Origin of the sequence: Blastopirellula sp. J2-11 (assembly GCF_024584705.1) — a bacterium.
GTDB lineage: Bacteria > Planctomycetota > Planctomycetia > Pirellulales > Pirellulaceae > Blastopirellula.
The window spans coordinates 4,653,080-4,673,411 of sequence record NZ_CP097384.1; the positions used below are offsets into that span (position 1 = coordinate 4,653,080).

Sequence of the window (20,332 nt, forward strand, 5' to 3'; positions counted from 1 at the left end):
CGAAAACATTGAGACAATTCGAGCGGAGTTCAGAGTTCTTCGTCCGGCATACATGAGCAAACGCCAAGTCGATCTGCGTCACTCAATAATCATCACCAACAAGCTCTCTCTCAGTAGGATTTAGGAGCACAATCATGGGCGCGCAGTGAATTGACGAGCAGTAAACAAAATCCCTACCAATATTTATCTCCGCGAATTCCACATGAATGAGCAGTCCATTTTCAACCAAGCTCTCGACATTGATGACATCGTCCGTCGTGCTGCCTATCTCGATCAAGCGTGCGGAGATAACGCGGCATTGCGAAAACGCGTGGAATCTCTGCTTGAAGAGCAGAAACGGTCGGGAGAGTTTCTCCGTATCCCCGCTTTAGAGCAGATGAGAGAGGCCGGTGCGGTGACGAATGATGCGACGATACGAGACGAGCCGGAAGAATTCCGTTTCTTGCAACCGTCCGATGTGCCTGGATCACTGGGCAAACTTGGACATTATGATATTCAAGAGTTGATTGGTCGTGGAGGCTTCGGAATCGTCTTTAAGGGGTTCGATCAGCGATTGCACCGAGTTGTCGCCATCAAGGTGTTAAACCCTGAAATGGCGGCTACGTCGCCGGCTAGAAAACGATTCTTGCGGGAAGCCAGAGCGACTGCGGCCATTCGTCACGAAAATGTCGTCAGTATCTATTCCGTTGAAGACACGCCGATCCCGTTTCTGGTGATGGAATATATTGACGGAAAAACGCTTCAACAACTGATCGATGAAACCGGTCCGCTAGATCTTCCGGCAATTCTGCGGATTGGCCAAAAGATTGCTGATGGACTGGAGGCGGCTCACCAGAAGGGACTTATACACCGTGACCTGACTCCCGGAAATATCTTGATTGAATCAGGAACCGGCCAAGTCAAAGTAGTCGATTTTGGCCTGGTCCGCGTGGCCGATGACGCCAGCGAATCTCAGAGTGCCGTTATTGCCGGCACCCCACTCTACATGTCTCCCGAACAAGCCCAAGGATACAAGTTAGATTGCCGTAGCGATCTCTTTAGCCTGGGCAGCGTTCTCTACGTGATGTGTTCCGGGCGTCCCCCGTTTCGTGCTCCCAAAGTGTTAGCGGTACTTAAGCGAATCGTCGATGAAGCCCCGCGTCACATCCAGGAAATCATTCCTGAGGTTCCTGGCTGGCTGATCGCGATCGTTTGCAAACTCCATGCAAAAGATCCAGCCAAACGATTTGCCTCGGCACAGGAAGTATCCAACCTGTTGGCTCATCCCCCTGTGCAAGTAGTGGATAGGGCGAATCTGGTTGCAGATCCTCCTTTAGTTTCATCCCATGCGAGTCGCCCAATTCGTCAATGGTTGACGGTTGCCGCGATCCTTCTAGCGCTATTTTCAAGCCTTGGCGTCACTGAGGCGACGGGAATCACCAACTTTCGTGGTACCGTAATTCGCTTATTTTCTCCCGCAGGAACTCTGATTGTCGAAGTCGATGATCCAGACGTTAGTGTCGCCATCGACGGAGAAGAGCTTGTGATTACCGGCGCAGGCGCAAAAGAAATTCGAGTTAAGCCAGGACAACATCGCATCACGGCAAGCAAGGATGGTGAAGTCCTGCTTCAGGAGTTGGTCACGATTTCGCGCAATGGTCGGCAAGTCGTACGAGTCAGCCGCGAGGAACCTTCGGACGCCATCAAGCCAGAGCATGCTCCATCGCCTTCGTTGAGTAACAGCATTTGGGATGGCCCTAATGGCATCGTGCTCTCGATCGATCGACTGGATGGGGAATCCTTTCAGGGGCGAATTACGATCGATGGTTTGATTGACAGAAGAATTCGGGGAACGATCAAAGGCCGATCGATTGCCTGGTTGGCCCAGGATGTTGTCGCCGTCAAGGGAGGCAAAGGAGCCAATAATTCTGGAACTATTCAAACAGATACTTCCGGAGACAGGATAGATTTTACCTACGGCTTGAATAAGGCCGGAAACGATCCGCCCGGGATGAGCGGTACGTTTACCGTTCGCAGGAGAGTTTCGCAGCGGTTATCAAACGATTCGCAAGCTTTTTTCGCTGAAGTCGCCCAACTCCCTCTGAGCGAACAGGCGTCCGCTGTTGGCAAAAAGCTGGCGGAGATCAATCCTGGCTTCGACGGCACGGTCAAGGAGAAAATCGACAACGGGCGCGTCGTCTCGCTCTCCTTTCATGGAGATGCGATCGAGAACCTCTGGCCGGTTCGTTCGTTGCCGGATTTAACGACATTACGATGTGTCGGAACACACCTAACACACGGAAAACTCCGTGACTTGTCGCCGCTGACCGGAATGTCGCTGACGACTCTGGACATCAGCAATTCCAGCGTTTCCGATCTCTCTCCCCTAAAGGGGATGCGGCTCGTGAACCTGCATTGTGACCATACGAAAATTTCCGACCTCTCTCCCTTGGCCAAACTGCCGCTGAAATCTCTGATGCTCTGGTGCAGTAGCAACGTCACAGACCTGTCTCCGCTGTCCGGGATGAAGTTGACCCATCTCAATTGTGATTTCACCAAAGTTGCCGATCTGTCTCCGCTTGAAGGAATGCCGCTTGAACGTCTATCGTTCGGCTTATCCCGGGTAAACGATCTGTCTCCTTTACGAGGAATGCCCTTGAGGGAACTCTACTGCAGCAACACGCAAATTACGGATCTTACGCCGCTGGCTGGCGCTCCGCTGCGGTTGCTGCGCACCGAGCACACACGGATTTCTGATCTGTCTCCGCTTGTGGGCATGCCGCTGAAAGAACTGGCCATCGAAGGAACGCTGGTCTCGGACCTGTCCTTACTCGTAGACTTGCCGCTGGAGCAACTATCACTTGACTTGCCGCAATTTGATGAGACGTCTGAAAAACTGTTGTTTTCCATGCCTGTCAAGCAGTTGGGGAGCAATGCAAGCAAATTTCGTGAAACGAAAATCTATTGGCAAGAGCATGCATCACGCAAAGAAGCAGCCGAGAAGTTTGCGACAGATCACTCCCAACAGCCTCCTGCCAAGCAGATGAAAGCCATTCTAGGAAAACTTCGTGAAGGCACATCCGGCGTTGGGATGTCACCCCTCAGTGAAGACGGCGTCATTACAGAGGCTAGGTTGACGCTCGATGCGAACTCACACGACATTTCGCCCCTACGCATGTTGGGGTCGCTCCGCAAATTAACTTTGATAGGCGGCCCTGGATCTCTCGACCTGTCATCGATCAACAGCCTTCCCGTGGAAACTCTTGAGTGCAGCCATGATCAGGCGCTCCGAAATCGAAACGTTCTGAATGCAATGACAACGCTTGCGACGATCAATGGTCAGTCCAAGCAGGATTACCTGCACAGAATCCAGCAAGAAGCTCCGCAAGCAGAACCCAAAGAGTAAGTGCTTGGCGCTTGATACCGGTGCACTGCACGGCTTACCTGCGAGATCTGCTCGACCGCCTGCCAATTCTTGGAGAATCGCCGCGTATGCGTTTAGACGCCGTTGGCCGGACGATTGTCGTTAAATCCAATCAACCGCTCCTTTCGCTCGAAGGAGAACGAAAAAGCTTCGGAATTTCTGTGCCGATACCATAAATTCTGTAACCAAGACTTTCTCAGAAGTCATTTGATGCGGGCGGCCATTCATTGAAGTAGAATGACGAACGTGAAAGAGGCCGGCATTAATGCCGATCTAATCGTCTTGATCACCTCAAGTTCGAAAAAATGCGAGTACGAAGCGCCCGCGAGTAAATCCGCTGAGAGCGTTTTGCGCGCTTTCGCGTCCTGCCTGTAAACGACGCATTGCGATCCTTCTTCCACAAACTAGGCCTGCCTGATGCGCTTATTTTCCATCGCACTTGTATTCGTTACTGGATCTGCGATCGCTTCAGCCGCTGAACCGTTTGAGGCGTTTCTCGAATCGCATTGCATCCGTTGCCATGGGCCCGAAACCGTAGAACGGGACTTGCGAATCGATCAGTTGTCGCGCGATTTCACTGCGGGATTGGATGGCCATCTCTGGGCGGAAATCATGGAACGCATCAACGCAGGAGAGATGCCGCCAGAAGATGAACCTCAGCCTACCGAAAACGAGATTGCCTCGGTTATCGAACAACTCGACTCACGTATCCGCGCAGGACGAGACGCGCGCATGGCGGCGCGACCGCCTGTCGCCCACTATCGGCTCAGTCGGCGCGAATATCAGAACACGGTCTATGATCTGCTGGGGGTTCGCTATGATCCGACTCAGCCAGGCGAATTGAATGCGGATCCGCTGTGGCATGGCTTTGAACGCATCGGCTCACAGCTCTCCCTTGCTCCCTCCCACGTGGAACGTTACTACCGTGCATCCGAGATCGTGCTGAGCCGTGCGTTTCCTGAAAAAGCAGTCGAAACGCAAACGGTTCGCAAGACCGCAGCGGATATCCGCTATGGTGGCGGTAAACGACAACAGGCTTACCTGGATCGCTTTGGAATCAAGCGTCCGCTGCGCGCGCTGATCTTTCCTGGTCGCGATTTGCAGGCATTACGACCTAATTGGTTTGGTGCTGGCGTCGCGAAAAGTGGGCTTTATCGAGCAAGGATGCAGATTAGCGGCGTTCGTCCGCCGGGAGGACAAACAGCTCACTTGCGTATCGGCAAAAGCACCGGAGAAGGTACGAACGAAGGCCTGATTGAGTTGGATATCCTAGCACCAGAAGACGAACCAGAAATCATCGAGTTCGAGGTATTTCTAGAAATGCCCACGAATCTCGAATTCAATGTAGTCGTCACCGACATCATCTCTCGTGACAAAGGAGGCCATCATCGCAACATTCTCGGCGGATCCGATTATGTCTTCACGCATACCAGTGAGACCACGTTGTTGAATCCAACCGGCCCCAAGCTCTTCGATGAGCAAGGCAAGGGGATTTTCTCATTCGTGCTGCTGGACTGGATCGAGTGGGAAGGCCCTATTGAGAGTGAAGCCGAACGAGCGAAGCGGACCGGTCTATTGCCGCCCCACGATGCGACGCTGGAGGTTATCACGAATCATCTACAACGTTTTGCACAACGGGCTTGGCGACGCCCGGTGACAGGCGATGAACTTCGTCCCTACTTGCATGCCTACGAGGCCGAACGTGAAGCTGGAGAGGATGTGCTTTCCGCATATCAAGTCGCGTTGTTAGGCGTGCTGAACAGCCGCAACTTCACCTATCTTGTCGAAGGAGATACGCAATCCCGTCAGCGACTTACCGACTGGGAACTTGCATCACGTCTGTCATATTTCCTCTGGAGTTCTATGCCAGACCAAGCATTGTTTGATGCCGCCGACGAAGGGGCGCTAAATAGCGATCGCCTAGCTGACCAGGTGAACCGCATGCTTGCCGACCCGAAGATCGAACGATTCATCGAAGATTTTCCCCGTCAATGGCTGCAATTGCATCGTCTGGGGATGTTTCCACCCGACGGCAAGCTGTACCCCGATTATGACGTCTGGCTGGAAGCGAGCATGCGACAAGAGGTCGTCCAATACTTTCACGAAGTATTCGTAAATAACTTGCCGATCGAGACTTTCATCACATCCGACTGGACGATGGCCAATTCACGTCTTTGCGATTTCTACGGCTTGCCTACACCCAAGACCTCGGGCGTGCAAAGAGTCTCCTTGCAACCAGAAAACCATCGTGGCGGGCTACTGACCATGGGTGCGATACTCGGCTTGACCTCCGACGGCACACGACATCGTCCAGTTCACCGCGGAGTCTGGGTCAGCGAGGCGATCTTCGGCAAGACTCCTCCGCCGCCGCCGGCGAACGTCGATCCCATCGCGCCGAATCCGCCGGAAAGTCCCAAAGCGACCATTCGGCAGAAGATTGAGGCGCACGCACAGAATGCGAGTTGTGCGGCGTGCCATCGCAATATCGATCCGCTTGGCCTGGCGTTCGACCAATTCGACGCGATTGGTCAATGGCGCACACGCGAACGAGTCGACAAAGGGACCGGTGAAGATCCGCTTGTCGATGCCAGCGGCGTCATGCCGGACGGTCGTACTTTCACCGACGCAGAACAGTTCAAGCAACTACTGCTTGAAGATAATGACCAGTTCCTGCAAGCGTTTGTCGAGCATCTTTGCTCGTACGGATTGCGTCGCGTGCTCTCGGTAGACGATCAAGAAGATATCCAAGCGATCGTGAACGAAGCAAAGCAAAATCACTATTCATTGAGAGACATTGTGCGCGCCGTCGCTTTGTCTGAATTAATGAAGAAAAGATAGAAATCAAGTACGCTAGAAAGCGCCCATCACAGAAAACCATCACGAGTAAGAACATGACACCATCCTGGCAGATCGATCGTCGCCATGTCCTGCGTGGACTTGGCAGCTTCATTGCGCTTCCAGTGCTGAACTGCATGCGTCCCACACTCGGCGCAGACCCGGAGTCGCCGCGGCGCAGCGCGTTCATCTACATCCCCAATGGAGTCAACACGCTGGACTATCAGATCACGACGCCCGGTGAAAATTACGTCTTCTCGCGTTCGCTAGAGTCGCTTGAGAAACATCGAGGAGTCATCACGCCGATCAGCGGGCTGCATCATCCCGGCGGTCTGGGCCATCATCACAATTGCCAAAAGATCTGGCTCACAGGAGGTCAACTTGGTCCGACGGATCGCAATACCATCTCCGTCGACCAAAAGATGGCAGAGGTGACGTCACCGCATACTCGCTTTCATTCGCTCGAGATCGCCAACAAAGGCGAGTCGCTGGCTTGGACCGCTGACGGCATCCGCCTTCCCGGCATGAGCCGGTGCAGTGAAATTTTTGCTCACCTTTTCGAAGAACCGAAGAACGGCACAGTTGCGCAGCGGCGCGCCTTGCGCCGCAAGGGAAGCGTGCTGGATGCGAACTTGGAAGAAGTCCGTTCGCTTGAGAAAAAGATGGGCGAGCAAGACAAGGGACGTATGAACCAATATCTTACCGCCGTACGCGAAACCGAAATCCGCGCCCGACGGGCTGATGATTGGCTGGATGTTCCGCGTCCCGAAATCCTCGAAAAGGATCGTCGGCGCACCGACCGCGAAGTTCCGCAGACTCAGGCAGGTGATTATTTCCGCACCATCTACGATTTGATCGTGTTGGCGTTTCAGACCGACGCGACTCGCGTTGTTACTTTCAGCAGCGGCATCGAGGGACAGGGACTACCGATTCCTGAATTGGGCATCTCGCAATCTCGCCATGAACTTAGCCATCACAATGGCGATCCAGGGCACATGGAAAAGCTAACTCAAAGCGACGCGTTTAGCGTCGAACAGTTCAGTTATTTTCTGACTCGGTTGGCGGAGACGCCTGATCTTAACGGTCGCCCGTTGCTTGACACGACTATGTCCTTATTCGGCAGCGGCATGGCGTACGGGCACAGTCACGGAAACGCCAATCTGCCGCTTGTTTTGGCGGGTGGAGCAGCTTGCGGACTAAAACATGGTCGTCACGTCGATCTGAACCAAGGCCACTTTGACGGGTACCAATTGGACGTTCCCGGCAAGCACTATCACCTCTGCAGTCGTCCGGCCAACAGCAACGCCCACATGAGTAATCTTCTGCTGACAATGGCGCAAAAGATGGGCGTGGAGACGGAAGACTTTGGTGACAGCAATAGCGAACTGGAACTAGCATGAAACGACCGACCAATATTGGCGCAACGCGCCAGCGAGTGAATTGTCGTGGAGTTTTCACGCATGCACGCATTCACTTGCATATTCACCAACTAGCGCGTCTAGCTAATATTGCCTGTACGTTTTGCCTGTTGCTAGTCGCCGGCAGTCTTCGCGCTGACGAACCGTTTCGCGCCTCGTCCGGAACTTTTCCGCCGCCTAAAGAGGCCAAAGCGTATCGAGGTGAACTCGTTTTCGTTGATCATGTGAACCGGCGCGGAAGTCTTCGTCTACATGTTGACGGTCACTACCATGAGGGTCAGCTTCACCACTTCGCTATGCTGCCCTACGGCGTGATCCGTTATCGCGGCGCTCCCGCCGAATTGCGTGACATTCCGATCGGTACAGTTCTGTACGGACGCTTTTATCTGCCGCCTGACCCTGAGACATCAGCAGTTCCCAACGTAAAAGGGAACAACGTGACCGCGCCTCCAGAGAACCACGCGATTCTGTTGGAGGATGGGCCGAGTCTGTGCCTGCGTGAAGGAAAAGCCTGGAAGCTGAAGCAGGTGAACATCCATGGTTCCGAGGGTGAACTGGTCGCCAGCCTGGACAGAGTGGAGGGAGGCGAAGGACTCGGCGGCGAGCATCGATTCACCATTGATGGCTCAACGCGCATCTGGCGCGGCCGAGAGCTGCTTGGTCTCAATGAACTTGTGGCGGAAGGAAGCTGGCCCGCCAACGGTCAGAAGCTGTTCGAGGATCAGTCGATTCAGCTCGCGCTGACCTGGCATCCGCGATACCTCTACCAACAGTTTCACGTAGCCGATCTTTGGCTTGACGATGCCGCGATGAAGGTCGCTGCAGATCGCCAACGAGGGCGTCACGTTCGTCACATCCGCACCCGCTGGATGCCTGCCATGGTCGACACGATTCAGTACGGGAAATTCGGTCAGGCGACGGTGACCGCAACTTTGTTTGGCGGGATGGATGATTCGCTGTATGCCGACTTCCAGCCTGGTATGAGCGGCAAGATGGCTGCGGCGGAAAACACGCTACGCACCTGGTGGCCCGACCACGATGGCATGGACGGGAAGATCACCTTGGTCGAGAAGATCGCCGAAGAGCCGCCGTTGGGCAGCAGCGGGATTCAGATCCAATTCGAAGTCCCGCTCATCCTAGAGGGTTTCCGCCCGGGACGCATTGTCCGCATCCGGCCTCAAAATTGGCCCAATGTCAAACCCCCTGTTGAGGAACGCATCCGTAACTTTGAGGACCGCTGGCCAAGCTCCGACTTATTTCAAGAAAAGTAAGCGAAACGGCGACGGTCACGCCGTCGAACTAATTCTTGTTCGTGCGACGCTGGCCGAGAGAACGAAGACTGCTTCCCCACGACCAGGAACTAGACAGGGTCCTCTACTTCGTGATTTGGCCGCTCTCCACCAATTGTTGAAACATCTCGTTCATCGTTTCTCCCAACGGTCGATACTCGACTCCGAGCTCTCGAATACTTTTGCGGTTGTCAGCAATCCAGGGGACATCGACATTTCGCGTGACCATTTTTCGCGTGAGCGACTTGTTGAAAATCGGTGCGACAAGCCACACCAACCACTTGGGCAACGAGTTCTGCGGAATCGGATAGTCATCGCCGTAAGTGGAGACAAGCGTTTGCGCGATCTCGAAAAAATCGGTGTTGTGGCCCGAAATGATATGGCGACCTTGTGCCTGAGGGAGATAAGCGGCAGCCAGGTGAGCGTAGGCGACGTCGCGTACGTCGACGACTCCGATTCCGAATCGTGGCGTTCCTCGTTTCATGGTTCCATCGCCAAACTGCTTGACCATGCTGAAGCTCTCGGAGGTCGCGAATGGGCTGATCCCCGGGCCGAACACCATCGACGGGTTGATGACGACTAAATCCCATCGCGACTGCGCTTTCACGATCTTCCCAGCCTCCTGCTCTGCGACCGTCTTGGAATAGGAATAGGGACCATATTCCAAAGTGGATGTCGTATTCCAGTCAGCTTCGGTGAGGACTCCGCCGGCCGCTTTCGCGACGTCGGCATTATCACCAAATATCGCGGCGCAGCTGCTGGTCAAGACAACTCGCTTCACCGTGTCATGGCGGTTCGCCTCGCCGAGTACGTTGCGAGTTCCTAGCAGCGCCGGATCAACCAGTTCCTTCTGCGGATCATTCACATCCAGCGAGAACGGCGAAGCCGTATGGAACACGATCGAACATCCCTCCATCGCCTCCGCGTAAGATCCTTCTTTCAGCAAATCGGCGGAGAAGTATCGAATCGCGCCGGGCGCCGTTACCGCGATTTCATTTAAGTACTTCAGCTTGTCTTGGCGAGTCGGATCGCGTACCGGAGCATGAATCGTAACCCCTGCTTCCAACAAGCGTTTCACCATGTGCCCCGCTACATAACCGGTCGCGCCAGAAATCATCACAGGAGACGAAACGTCGATCGGCAGATCCAATGGCATGTTGACTTTCTTTTTGAACGCAACGCAGTGACCAGGTCATTTTACTCGTCCGAGACGCTAACTTTTCCAGGCGATCGCCAGATCAAACTTTCGATCTCCGCGAATCAGCGTGAGCGACAACGGGACATCCTGCGGAACGACCGCCAGCAAACGATGTATGTCATCCACGCTGGCTATGATGCGATCGTTGATTGCGACAATCAAATCGCCAGGTCGAACGCCGCTTTGCCTGGCGACGCCGCCAGTTGCGACATCGACCACTTCCACGACTTGATCTGACAGCAAGTCAAATTGTCGCACCATTGCTCTCGGCAGTCGTTGCGCTGCGGCGGTAACCCCCAGTTGCCGTCGACGAACGCGGCCATGCGTCAGAATCTCTGCGATCACCCACTGCGCCGTATCACTGGGAACAGCGAAACCAAGTCCCTGCGCCATTGCGATGATCGCCGTATTGACGCCGACGACGCGGCCGCGTGAGTCGACCAACGGGCCGCCGCTATTGCCAGGATTGATCGGCGCCGTGTGCTGGACAATGTTCTCGATCAAGTGTCCATCTTGACCACGCAGCGTTCTGCCAACGGCGCTGATCACGCCGGTCGAAACCGTTGAATGGAGTCCCAACGGGCTTCCCATGGCGATCACCAATTGACCAACTCGACTGGCGCTCGATTCCCCCAATTCTGCGTAGGGAAGTTCGCTCGACGCAAGCTTCAATAGTGCGATATCAGTGGAAGGATCATCGCCGATCACTTGCGCATCGACGCGATCGCCATCATTGGTCTCGGCAAACAATCGCCGCCGTCCTCCGACCACATGACTGTTGGTGATCGCATACCCTTCCGGCGTAACGAGAAATCCAGAACCTGCTCCGCCCCGTTCGCCCGAGACGCTGACGACCGCCGGTGAAACGCTATCGACCACGTTGATTACTGCTTGCGAATAGGCGTCTAGCAGATCCGCGTCGGCAGGATTGGCCCGCCGCGGCGTCGATTCACGATCACCGCTGTGATCGGGGCCAGAGAGAAATCGCGGAGAATCGTCCTTTTTTTTCATGCCTGTCCCTTTCTAGAAGAGTTTGTTTCAATCTTACGCAGCCCACACGTAAAGGACAGATGCGGATAGCACTGCCAAAATCGACGGCGAAAAAACACCCATCGCAATTCATGTTGGTGCGCACATCCAGATAGATTTCCTCACTGCCGCAAAGTATGATCGAGTTTCCCTCCGATCACTTGCTCCAAGCCAAGTATCCCCCCTTCCTCTCCTGCACTATCAGTCAACCGATGCCAAACCCAAGTACTTTCTCGCTAACATCCGTTTCACTCTTTCTAGCGATGCTGCTGATTGCGGCGCCGCTGTCTGCTCGAAAATGGCACGTCAACGCAGAGACCGGCAGCGATTCGAATTCTGGCGTCGCAGAGAAGCCGTTTAAGTCGTTGCAGAAGGGGATCAATTCGGCCAAGGATGGCGACGTGATACAACTTCATCCACAAGGCGCTGTCATTCGACAGTCAGGCAGGTTTGGCGATCGATCCGGAATTACGATCGAAGGGAACGGCGTAACGCTGGACGGGGCCGATCCATTGCCGGTCGATGGCTGGGAAAAGGTGGGCGCCAATCTCTATCGTCGCCAACTGAAGCGAACGCCGCTTGACCGCCATCTGCTGATCGTCGACGGCGTGATGCAGCGAATGGGCAGGACGCAGAGCGCTGGCTCGCCGGAGTTTCCGGCGCCTGCGGAGCTAGAGCCGGGAGAGTTCTGTTTTGAGAACATCGATAAGCAGACCGGCTGGCTCTACGTGTGCGGATCGATCAAGAATCTCGAATGGTCCACGCGCGTGAACGGAATCGGCATGGGAGGCGTTTGTCGGCGAATTGTCGTTCAAAATCTGGAGACGCGCAACTTTCTGAATGACGGTTTCAACATTCACGGCGACGGTCGCGAACTGACGTTCGAGAATATCCATGGCTACGATTGCTTTGACGAAGGCTTCTCGGCCCACGAAACCTCCGAGTGCCTTATTACCGGGGGCAAGTTCTACGGAAACGAAAATGGGATCGCCGACGTGAACGCGTCCGAGACCGTCTATCGCAACTGCGAATTCTATGGAAACGTCAACACCGACGTTCTGCTCATCGGCAAAGCGCACGCGTTGATCGACTGCAAGATTCTCAATTCGACATCCGCGGCGGCGCTCGTCGCGGGACCGCGCACCAAAAACCAATCCTTCGCGTTGCAGCTGCAACGCGTCACGATCACTACCCAGCAGAAGTCCGATCGTGGTCTGGTGCGGATGAACGGAGGGACGCTGCTAGTCGAGAACTGCGTCTGCGAGAATATCGGCTTGAATACGCTCGGCGCCGACGTGACCTACCAGGGGCGGAATCTGGTCGACGGCGCAGCACTCGACAAATAATAGATTAGAGCGTTGAACATCCATTCTCTGCGTAGTCCGCCAGCGAACGCGAGGGGAAATTGCTCGGTGATTTAAAGGCGGAATGAAATAGCCAATCGTATTTTCCTCGCTTGCACTGGCGGGCTACGCAAAAGTGATGCGTTCCATAATTTGCAAACTTTCCCGTCCATCATGTTGGAAAGTGACTTCGGATCCTCTAAAAAAGATCTCCTACCTTCTTCCCCTACCCACCCAAGGAGCCCATCTCGTGAAGCGAATTCTGCTTACCCTCGCGCTGCTGCTCACCTCACAGCTTCAAGCCGAGGAACTGAAACAGCAACTCAATCTGCCGTACGGCGATCATCCGCGGCAAGTGCTTGATTTTTATCCCGCGAAGTCCGATAAGCCGACGCCGGTCGTCTTTTACATTCACGGCGGAGGATGGCGCGGCGGCGACAAAAAGACGAATCCGAAAGCGTTCCTCAACAAAGGAATTTCGGTGGTCGCAATCAACTACCGCTACGTCCAAAATGGCGTGGAACAAAATGTGGAGCCGCCGGTCAAAGCGCCGCTGAGCGACGCTGCACGGGCTTTGCAATTTGTGCGCTCCAAGGCGGCTGAGTGGAATCTCGACAAAGAGCGTATCGGCGCTACCGGCGGTTCGGCCGGCGCGTGCAGTTCGCTTTGGCTAGCATTTCACGATGACCTGGCCGATCCGAAAAGCGACGATCCAATCGCTCGCGAGTCGACGCGCCTTTACTGCGCCGCAGTCAACGGAGCACAGGTTTCGCTCGATCCGAAGGAGCTGCGCCAGTGGATGCCCAATTATAAATATGGCGCCCATGCGTTTGGTCTGCCGAACCTGGAGAGCGTGATCGAAAACCGCGAATCGCTCATGCCCTGGATCAAAGAATATTCACCGATCGAAAGCGTCTCGAAAGATGATCCCCCGATCGCATTGTTCTATGGTGGTGAAGTTCCGGTGGTCGGCGCCTCGCCGAAGGATCCGACTCACTCCGGCATCATGGGCGTCAAGTTGGCGGAACGTCTGAAAGAAGCGAACGTCGACGTCGTGCTGGTGACCCCTGGGACGGAAAAACCGCAATACAAGAACTCGACCGAGTATCTCATCGACCGCCTGACCAAATAAGTCCAGCTCTCAACATCGGTGCAAGCGAACAGAGTCGTACGCCGATCGCAATTGCCGAGAGACCCAAGTTCAGTCCATGGGGATGACGCCGATAACGGCGTCATCCTTTTTTTGTGGAGCGACGCCACCGAGCGATCGAAAAGGCAAAAAGACACTGTCTATTCTGGCAGTATTATTTTCAAAACTTTTCCCTTGCACCCTCCTGCAGAGTCGCGTACTTTGCACATGGCAGTCAGGTCAACGGCTTTCCTTGCCTCAAATAGATGACCCGTGCCCTGTGAATTCCTCTTTTCCTTACCCCGCAATATGTTGCGGCGACTTTTCTAACATCACCGAAAAAGGGCGGAAACGACGAAGCCTTTTTCATGCGTTCATAGCGATCCTATCAATCATGACGCTCTCCTCCGCCGCTGTATTGCAGCGACGAATGTGGGAGCCATTTAGGAGTGGGTTCGATGTTCTATCTACGATTCGCATGTCGTCCTTTCGACACGTCGACTAGTCACCCCCTATCGTACGTTGCCCCTGGACGGCGTCGGAACTCTTTGCAATCGACGACCGGATTCACGCTGGTCGAACTCTTGGTGGTGATCGCAATCATCGGGGTTCTGATCGGTTTGCTCCTTCCCGCCGTACAACAAGCGCGGGAAGCGGCCAGACGCATGCAATGCGTCAACAACATGAAACAAATCGGCCTTGCGGTCCACAGTTTTCATGACACGTACAACGGGCTTCCACCGGCGGCGACCGGCAATACGGGACTAACCCTCTGGGCGGTCTTGATGCCGTACATGGAGCAAGGAAACGTCTACGGTCAACTGAACATGGAAGCTTCAGGCGTTGTCGATGGCTGCACCAACGCATCGCATATCGGCGCCAGCGCCGCCGCCGCTTCGTCCGCCAATTACAACATCCTGCGCAATACGGTGATCGGCGGCTATCTCTGCCCTTCGCGTCGGTCTACCGCCGAAGGGAAAAACAGCAAAGGGGTGCCGGTAGGGGATTATGCGATCATCATCGCAGGCGCCGAAAGATGGCAGTTCTGGAAAAACCCTGCTTCGCAACTGCAGGCGCTGCGCGTGGCGCAAACTAGCGACGATAAAAATCTGATCAACATCAGTAACGGCGGCGTCACTGAATCTGTCGACGATCCCAACGACGGCTGGCGTCCTCGTGACACCCTTTCCCGAATTACCGACGGAACCAGCAATACGATGATTGTGGGAGAGAAGCATATTACGGCCGGTTTTCTGGGCCTTTGCTGTCGGGCGGATCGCGGGCCCAACGGTAGCGACGGCTACATCTACTGGAATCGCTCGAACGGACCAGGCGGTTACGGCGAATATTGGGTCGCCGGTAGTGTGAACTACGGTCTGGCTCGTTCGCCCAACGAAGGAGTCGGACTGAGCGTCAACAGCAGCCCAGCGCTCGGCAGTTGGCATCCAGGGGTTTGTAATTTTTTGTTCGCAGATGGCTCTGTCCAAGCGTTGGCGGTCAACGTCAATTCCAACGTCTTGATCTCTCTGGGTGGCGCCAACGAAGGTAACGTGGTGAGTCTTCCCTAATGAAATCAACCTTACTCATGCAACATTCATCATTTTTAAAGTCTTCATTTGGCTTGGTCGCACTCGCGTCGTTTCTGGCCTGCGCCGTGGGTTGCGGCGACGATTCGATGCACCCGGTCCAAGGTCACATTCATTTCGTCGATGGCTCCCCTCTAAAAACAGGACGCGTCGTTCTCGATGGAGGCGATACCAATACAAGTTCCTGGGGACTGATTCATCCCGACGGATCATTCCAGGTGGGAACGCTCGACGTGGACGACGGAGTTCCTGCAGGCGTCTATCGCGTTTACATCGAGAATGCGATGTCGCTTCCTCCTGACAACTGGGGAGATCGCGACTTCACCCCCAAGTTGCTAATCCATCCCAAGTTCATGGATCCTGAGCAGTCGGGATTAAGCATCGAAGTTCCCGCCAAATCAACGTCGTGGGAAATCATCGTCGAGAAGCCGCCCAAGTCCCGCTAGCCGTACGCCGCGATCTCTCTCTCGCCGGCGTTTGGCCGCAGGAGGTCACGAGATATCATTCTTGGCAAAACCAACATGTGCTGTGGTGATTCTTTCCTTCCGGCCAGCTAGAATGGATGTGTGGGCCGTCGCTGACGGCGTCATCCGTATTTGGCCAGAATCACTTCTTTCACCTGCCAACCAAGGATATCCCTCTCGCCATGTCTATTCGATCCGCGGTGATATCGCTGCTTCTACTGAACGCTCTCTCCCTGATCGCGTTCGGTGAAGAACCGTCGAGCGTCACGCTTCCCCCCCAAGAAAAATTCCAGCTCTTTCTGCTGATCGGTCAGTCGAACATGGCAGGCCGCGGAAAAGTGGAACCCCAAGACCAAGAAGTCAACCCACGTGTGCTGACGCTCAACAAGGCCGGCCAGTGGGTTCCGGCAGTTGACCCAATCCATTTTGATAAGCCCGGGGTCGCCGGCGTCGGGCTCGGCCGTACTTTTGGCCTTGAGATCGCAAAAGCGAACCCAGAGATTACGGTTGGCCTGATCCCATGTGCCGTCGGCGGCACGCCGATCGATCGGTGGGCGCCCGGCGCTTACGACAAGCCTACCAAGAGCCATCCCTATGACGACGCGTTGCCGCGAGCCAAGAAGGCGCTCGAGTCAGGCGTCCTCTGCGGCATTCTCTGGCACCAAGGAGAAGGGGACTCCAATCCCGCCAAGGCCAAAGTCTACGAGCAAAAATTGGGGGAACTCGTGACTCGAGTTCGAAAAGAATTGGACGCTCCCGACGTGCCGTTCCTCGTCGGTCAATTGGGTGAATTTGCCGAACGCCCTTGGGACGATGCGAAAAAACAGGTCGATGCGGCGCAGCGCCATTACGCCGCGTCTCATCCCAACGCCGCGTTCGTATCTGCCGAAGGCCTGACGCACAAGGGAGACAAGGTCCACTTCAACGCTGAGTCGTACCGCGAATTCGGGCGACGTTACGCCAAAGCGTATCTTGATCTCTTGCCAGCAAAGTAGTTGAAGGCGACGCGGCTTACTTCAACTTCCAAACCTTCAGATCGTCGATCCAGGCCGATTTATTCACCGCTAATGTAATCATCCGTTTCGTCGGATGGGCAATTCCCTCCGACGAATAATGGGCGACCTGCTTGCCGTCGATCGCAGCCGTCATCGTGTCTCCTTCGACGGTGACTCGCAACGTGCACCACTGGTTCGGTTTTAGCTCAAGCGGCGTGGCGATCATTTTCGACCGTATAAATTTCATCAGCTCCGGCGACTTTTCTCCCGCCTGGAGTCGCTCTCGAATCTTCAAGTCCATGCGACCGGTCTTGGTGTCTTGCAGCGTTATCCGATCGAGCGTAACCCGGGCGATGCAGAGATGCCCGGCGTGAACGGTTTTGAGTTCACGATCAACAAAGTCGAGTCCTAGATCGTCGCCTGGTCCCAACTTAAACTTCATCTCGACCATCGCGTCTTGGAAATCAACATCGTGAAAGATCGCGACTCCATGATTCGCTTGAGGGTATCGGGTGACCTGCATCACGCCGTCGACCAGATCGACCTGCTGATTCCCTTTTGCCCGCGCGCGGCTGTTGGTGGTCCAACCGTTGCCGACCTCTTCCTTCTGCGGTGACGACTCTTCCCGATCGAAATTGTCTTCCAGAACCAATGTCCCTTTCGGCTCGCTCACCTCTTCGGCCAAAAGCGTGCCGCAGATGGAAACAAACAGCAAAAAGCCGATTGCGGCAGTGGTGACTCGAAGCATCGGACGGTCTCGCATCTTTGATCAGAGGAACAACAGCATCGCAGAGTTATGCAAATAGCAATTCTAGCAAGCGGCGAGTGCAAATTGAAATGTCGCCAAAAATCCAAAGTTGCATCTCCAAAACTGTAAAAGCCTGGATTCGAGTGTTTTCGGCCTGATTCTGAGCCTGCTCGATTCCTTCTCGACCATTCAAAAACTGTGCTAAACTGATCTTCGTCTCTTCTAAATTCATTGGAGAACCTATCGGTCATGTCGCGTCTGTTTGCCGGAACTCCCTTCGATATTCCGCCGAAGTGCGACGACTGCGGCGAGCTCGTGTCGCACTGCAAATGCACGCCTGCCGAGAAAGCAGCGAGCGAGGCGCGGCGCCAACAAGCAGCAGATCGTCAGCAGCGCGAAGCGGGCCGCTTGTCCCCAGAGAGTCAGACCGCAGTGATCAGAGTGCAAAAGCGCAAAGGGGGAAGAAAAGCGACGGTCATTACCGGATTGACCGACCTCGCGAACGACCTGCCTGCGCTGCTCAAGCAACTGCAGGCCGATTGCGGCAGCGGCGGAACCGTGAAGCCGAAAGAAGATCTGCTTGAAATCCAAGGGGACCATGCCGACCGCATTCGCAAATCCCTGAGCGCCCTTGGCTATCGCGTGAAGGGTTAGTGCGTAATTCGCCAGCTCCTTCTAAGGAATCATCACGTCGACCGGCAACCCGGTTAGCTTGTCAAAGACTCGCTGCGTACCGGCTGTTACAAGCGTGATCGATTTCCAACGCTCGGCGGCTAAGCCATGCGAATCATCGCCAAAATAGCAGATCCCTGCCGCGGCATTCTCAAAATGGAGTGCGATTTCTTCGGCGGTCAGAGGGAAATCATAAAGCGCGACTTCGTCCAGCACGCCGGCGAAAGGCTCTCGCATCCGCCACATATTGCCGATGACGGCCGGCGCCGAACCGCCGCTGAGGATCAAACCACCGACTGGAAACTGGTGCTGAAAACAAAGCTTGCCATCAATATAAAGCGCCTTCCGCCCACTGAAACTATCGTAGGTCGCAACCACATGATGGGGCTTGCCGTCGGTCAGCTGTTCTACCGTCGGCCGCCCATCGCGACCATCCAGCGGCATGTCCAGTTCGCTATAGCCTTGCTGTTCGATATGCAATCCGAATGACAGACATGGCCCCGGTGCAATTTCCGGAAAATCATAGTCGCCTACGTCATCGTCATTTTGAAAACTGAGCAAGATGCGATAGACGCCATCCTCTTTACGAAAAATTTCGTCATAGTCGAGAAGTTCGCCGGACCACTCCGAGATGAACATCGCTTCTAGCGTGATCCCGCTACTGCAGGCCATCAAACCGTTGCCGACCTCGGTTCCCATTCCTTCATCAATCTGCACAAATGATTCCTGCGAGTTGTCAAAGCGAACAGCGCCGCGCCCTACAATGCCAGGAACTCGTTGAGCGTGTTCGCCCAACGTCATCGGCGTCGAAATCGAGGGAGCATCCACACTATCCGCTCCCTCTCGATCGTCAAAGTGCCAATAGTAAGATGGCAAGCGAACGCGTGATTGGACATCGACCTGCCCATTCATGGCCTGTACGCGGATGTGTCGATCATCCAGCATCGCCACTTGAAATTCGGTGCCCATATCGACAACTCGCAGATTGGAAGTCGTCACTGAGAACCTTGATTGCGGGCTCTCGAGCTTCGCATGGACCGAGCCATTGTAGAGGACGCCCCCTTGTGGCGAATTAACTCCAAACAAAGCTGGTCCCGTGACCCGCACATTGGCGCCGCCCGACGATGCGAACTCGGTCTCTCCTTGAATAATTGACAGGGTCATCGGACCTGAATCGTTCTCCCCTAGCTTTCCCACGGTTCCGATCGGCGGCTGACGGTTGTCATAATGGGACAATGAAGCATCCGCCAATTGCACATCAGGCAAGTGGTCGAGGGAGTCTTGTTGCGGCGCATTGCTCGGCGACATCCAAAGTACGAAAGCTACCGAAGCAGCGATCGCCACAGAGACCGCCGCGGCCCATCGCTTCCATCCGGTAGGCGGCGGCTCGTTCAGCGTGGAAAATGACACATCGGATGGGGCGGATGCCGTCAGCTGCTGCATCGCCGTCGGCGTCATTCCTAGTTGCCCATGCACCAGCGAATAGCGGAGATAAAGGGCTTGGGCGACCGGGTCATTCGTGAGCAACTCCGCAAGACGTGACACGTCGTCTGGCGTCGCCGTCCCGTCCAATTGACGATCGGCTAGTGCTAAGATTTGCTCGTTACGATTCACGAATGTTCTCTAGGTTAACTTCGAACGTGATTAGATGGTTTGATCTGTGAGCTTCGACTCAACGCAATCCAGCAGGGAGCGGCGCATCACTTTCAGCGATTTGTAGACCGCATGCACGGATCGGTTCCAAGCATTGGCAATCGCCGCGGCCGATTGATTTTCGCCGTAAAACAATTGAATTAATTCTCGCTGGCGATCGCTAAGCAAGGTCACGCACTCGTCCAGCGCCTCTTGTCGCGGCTCCAGTTCGCTGGCTAGGCCAATCGCTGTGGTCGAGATTTCCGCCAGCAACGTCTCGCTAAAAATATGACGATCTCGGTCACGCGTGCGCCAATACTTCAGAACCTGATGCCGTGCGATTCCCAGCGCCCAAGGGGCAAATTCTTCGTCTCGTCGGAAGGTTGCGAAGCTGCGCCACAATTCCAGACTCGTTTCCTGAAACACGTCGTTCGCAACCGAATGGTCATGAATCAGCGCACGAATATAGGCCAGCACACGCAATTGATCCCGCGTGAATAGCCGGAGGAACTCTTCGTAATCTGAGGACGTGCGGGTCCGGTCTTCGTTCATACTGCTGGATTTGTCGCCAAAAAACAAAGTCATTTAGGC

The 20,332-nt window shown here is 54.9% G+C and carries 15 protein-coding genes; 10 read left to right on the forward strand and 5 right to left on the reverse strand.

What is annotated here, in order from left to right; translation table 11 throughout:
* Positions 1-202 precede the first annotated feature (202 nt).
* From M4951_RS18380 to M4951_RS18395, 4 genes are all read left to right on the forward strand, one after another.
* Positions 203-3,385, forward strand: a complete 3,183-nt coding sequence (locus M4951_RS18380) for a protein kinase domain-containing protein (protein WP_262023092.1) — start codon at positions 203-205, stop codon at positions 3,383-3,385.
* Between the two features lie 435 nt (positions 3,386-3,820).
* A complete protein-coding gene (locus tag M4951_RS18385; RefSeq protein WP_262023093.1) occupies positions 3,821-6,241 on the forward strand; it encodes a DUF1592 domain-containing protein in 2,421 nt (806 codons plus the stop codon).
* Positions 6,242-6,294: 53 nt separating this feature from the next.
* Entirely contained in the window at positions 6,295-7,638 is a 1,344-nt protein-coding gene (locus M4951_RS18390) for a DUF1552 domain-containing protein (RefSeq protein ID WP_262023094.1), read from the forward strand.
* Positions 7,635-8,927 (forward strand): hypothetical protein, encoded by a 1,293-nt coding sequence (locus M4951_RS18395; protein WP_262023095.1) that lies wholly within the window; start codon positions 7,635-7,637, stop codon positions 8,925-8,927. Before M4951_RS18390 ends, M4951_RS18395 begins: the two co-directional genes overlap by 4 nt.
* 103 nt (positions 8,928-9,030) lie before the next feature.
* Here M4951_RS18395 and M4951_RS18400 read toward each other — a convergent pair whose 3' ends face one another.
* Together M4951_RS18400 and M4951_RS18405 are read right to left on the reverse strand one after the other, a co-directional pair.
* Positions 9,031-10,101, reverse strand: a complete 1,071-nt coding sequence (locus M4951_RS18400) for an NAD-dependent epimerase/dehydratase family protein (protein WP_262023096.1) — start codon at positions 10,099-10,101, stop codon at positions 9,031-9,033.
* 57 nt (positions 10,102-10,158) lie between these two features.
* Positions 10,159-11,154 (reverse strand): S1C family serine protease, encoded by a 996-nt coding sequence (locus tag M4951_RS18405; RefSeq protein ID WP_262023097.1) that lies wholly within the window; start codon positions 11,152-11,154, stop codon positions 10,159-10,161.
* 230 nt (positions 11,155-11,384) lie between these two features.
* Between M4951_RS18405 and M4951_RS18410 the strand changes: the two genes are divergently transcribed.
* The 5 genes from M4951_RS18410 to M4951_RS18430 all read left to right on the forward strand — a co-directional run bounded on the left by M4951_RS18410 (position 11,385) and on the right by M4951_RS18430 (position 16,689).
* Complete coding sequence (locus tag M4951_RS18410; RefSeq protein WP_262023098.1) at positions 11,385-12,518, forward strand: right-handed parallel beta-helix repeat-containing protein; 1,134 nt, start codon at positions 11,385-11,387, stop codon at positions 12,516-12,518.
* 247 nt (positions 12,519-12,765) lie between these two features.
* A complete protein-coding gene (locus M4951_RS18415) occupies positions 12,766-13,647 on the forward strand; it encodes an alpha/beta hydrolase (protein ID WP_262023099.1) in 882 nt (293 codons plus the stop codon).
* Positions 13,648-14,192: 545 nt separating this feature from the next.
* A complete protein-coding gene (locus M4951_RS18420; protein WP_262023100.1) occupies positions 14,193-15,212 on the forward strand; it encodes a DUF1559 domain-containing protein in 1,020 nt (339 codons plus the stop codon).
* Positions 15,213-15,229: 17 nt separating this feature from the next.
* Positions 15,230-15,676: a hypothetical protein gene (locus M4951_RS18425; RefSeq protein ID WP_262023101.1), complete on the forward strand. Its 447-nt coding sequence runs from the start codon at positions 15,230-15,232 to the stop codon at positions 15,674-15,676.
* A gap of 200 nt (positions 15,677-15,876) precedes the next feature.
* Positions 15,877-16,689, forward strand: coding sequence for a sialate O-acetylesterase (locus M4951_RS18430; RefSeq protein ID WP_262023102.1), 813 nt, complete (start codon positions 15,877-15,879; stop codon positions 16,687-16,689).
* Between the two features lie 16 nt (positions 16,690-16,705).
* On the opposite strand, the gene M4951_RS18435 is transcribed toward M4951_RS18430, so the two are convergent.
* Positions 16,706-17,437: a family 16 glycoside hydrolase gene (locus tag M4951_RS18435; RefSeq protein WP_262023103.1), complete on the reverse strand. Its 732-nt coding sequence runs from the start codon at positions 17,435-17,437 to the stop codon at positions 16,706-16,708.
* A gap of 249 nt (positions 17,438-17,686) precedes the next feature.
* Here M4951_RS18435 and M4951_RS18440 point away from each other — a divergent pair, with 249 nt between their 5' ends.
* A complete protein-coding gene (locus M4951_RS18440) occupies positions 17,687-18,091 on the forward strand; it encodes a translation initiation factor (RefSeq protein ID WP_262023104.1) in 405 nt (134 codons plus the stop codon).
* Positions 18,092-18,112: 21 nt separating this feature from the next.
* On the opposite strand, the gene M4951_RS18445 is transcribed toward M4951_RS18440, so the two are convergent.
* Positions 18,113-19,723, reverse strand: coding sequence for a LamG domain-containing protein (locus tag M4951_RS18445; protein WP_262023105.1), 1,611 nt, complete (start codon positions 19,721-19,723; stop codon positions 18,113-18,115).
* Between the two features lie 30 nt (positions 19,724-19,753).
* On the reverse strand, positions 19,754-20,326 hold the full coding sequence (locus M4951_RS18450) for a sigma-70 family RNA polymerase sigma factor (RefSeq protein WP_262023106.1): 573 nt from the start codon (positions 20,324-20,326) through the stop codon (positions 19,754-19,756).
* Positions 20,327-20,332 lie beyond the last annotated feature (6 nt).

What these genes read in the sequence shown, in the direction of transcription:
- M4951_RS18380 (WP_262023092.1), top strand. Translation starts at nt 203, where the DNA reads ATGAATGAGCAGTCCATTTTCAACCAAGCTCTCGACATTGATGACATC.
- M4951_RS18385 (WP_262023093.1), top strand. Translation starts at nt 3,821, where the DNA reads ATGCGCTTATTTTCCATCGCACTTGTATTCGTTACTGGATCTGCGATC.
- M4951_RS18390 (WP_262023094.1), top strand. Translation starts at nt 6,295, where the DNA reads ATGACACCATCCTGGCAGATCGATCGTCGCCATGTCCTGCGTGGACTT.
- M4951_RS18395 (WP_262023095.1), top strand. Translation starts at nt 7,635, where the DNA reads ATGAAACGACCGACCAATATTGGCGCAACGCGCCAGCGAGTGAATTGT.
- M4951_RS18400 (WP_262023096.1), bottom strand. Translation starts at nt 10,101, where the DNA reads ATGCCATTGGATCTGCCGATCGACGTTTCGTCTCCTGTGATGATTTCT.
- M4951_RS18405 (WP_262023097.1), bottom strand. Translation starts at nt 11,154, where the DNA reads ATGAAAAAAAAGGACGATTCTCCGCGATTTCTCTCTGGCCCCGATCAC.
- M4951_RS18410 (WP_262023098.1), top strand. Translation starts at nt 11,385, where the DNA reads ATGCCAAACCCAAGTACTTTCTCGCTAACATCCGTTTCACTCTTTCTA.
- M4951_RS18425 (WP_262023101.1), top strand. Translation starts at nt 15,230, where the DNA reads ATGCAACATTCATCATTTTTAAAGTCTTCATTTGGCTTGGTCGCACTC.
- M4951_RS18430 (WP_262023102.1), top strand. Translation starts at nt 15,877, where the DNA reads ATGTCTATTCGATCCGCGGTGATATCGCTGCTTCTACTGAACGCTCTC.
- M4951_RS18435 (WP_262023103.1), bottom strand. Translation starts at nt 17,437, where the DNA reads ATGCTTCGAGTCACCACTGCCGCAATCGGCTTTTTGCTGTTTGTTTCC.
- M4951_RS18440 (WP_262023104.1), top strand. Translation starts at nt 17,687, where the DNA reads ATGTCGCGTCTGTTTGCCGGAACTCCCTTCGATATTCCGCCGAAGTGC.
- M4951_RS18450 (WP_262023106.1), bottom strand. Translation starts at nt 20,326, where the DNA reads ATGACTTTGTTTTTTGGCGACAAATCCAGCAGTATGAACGAAGACCGG.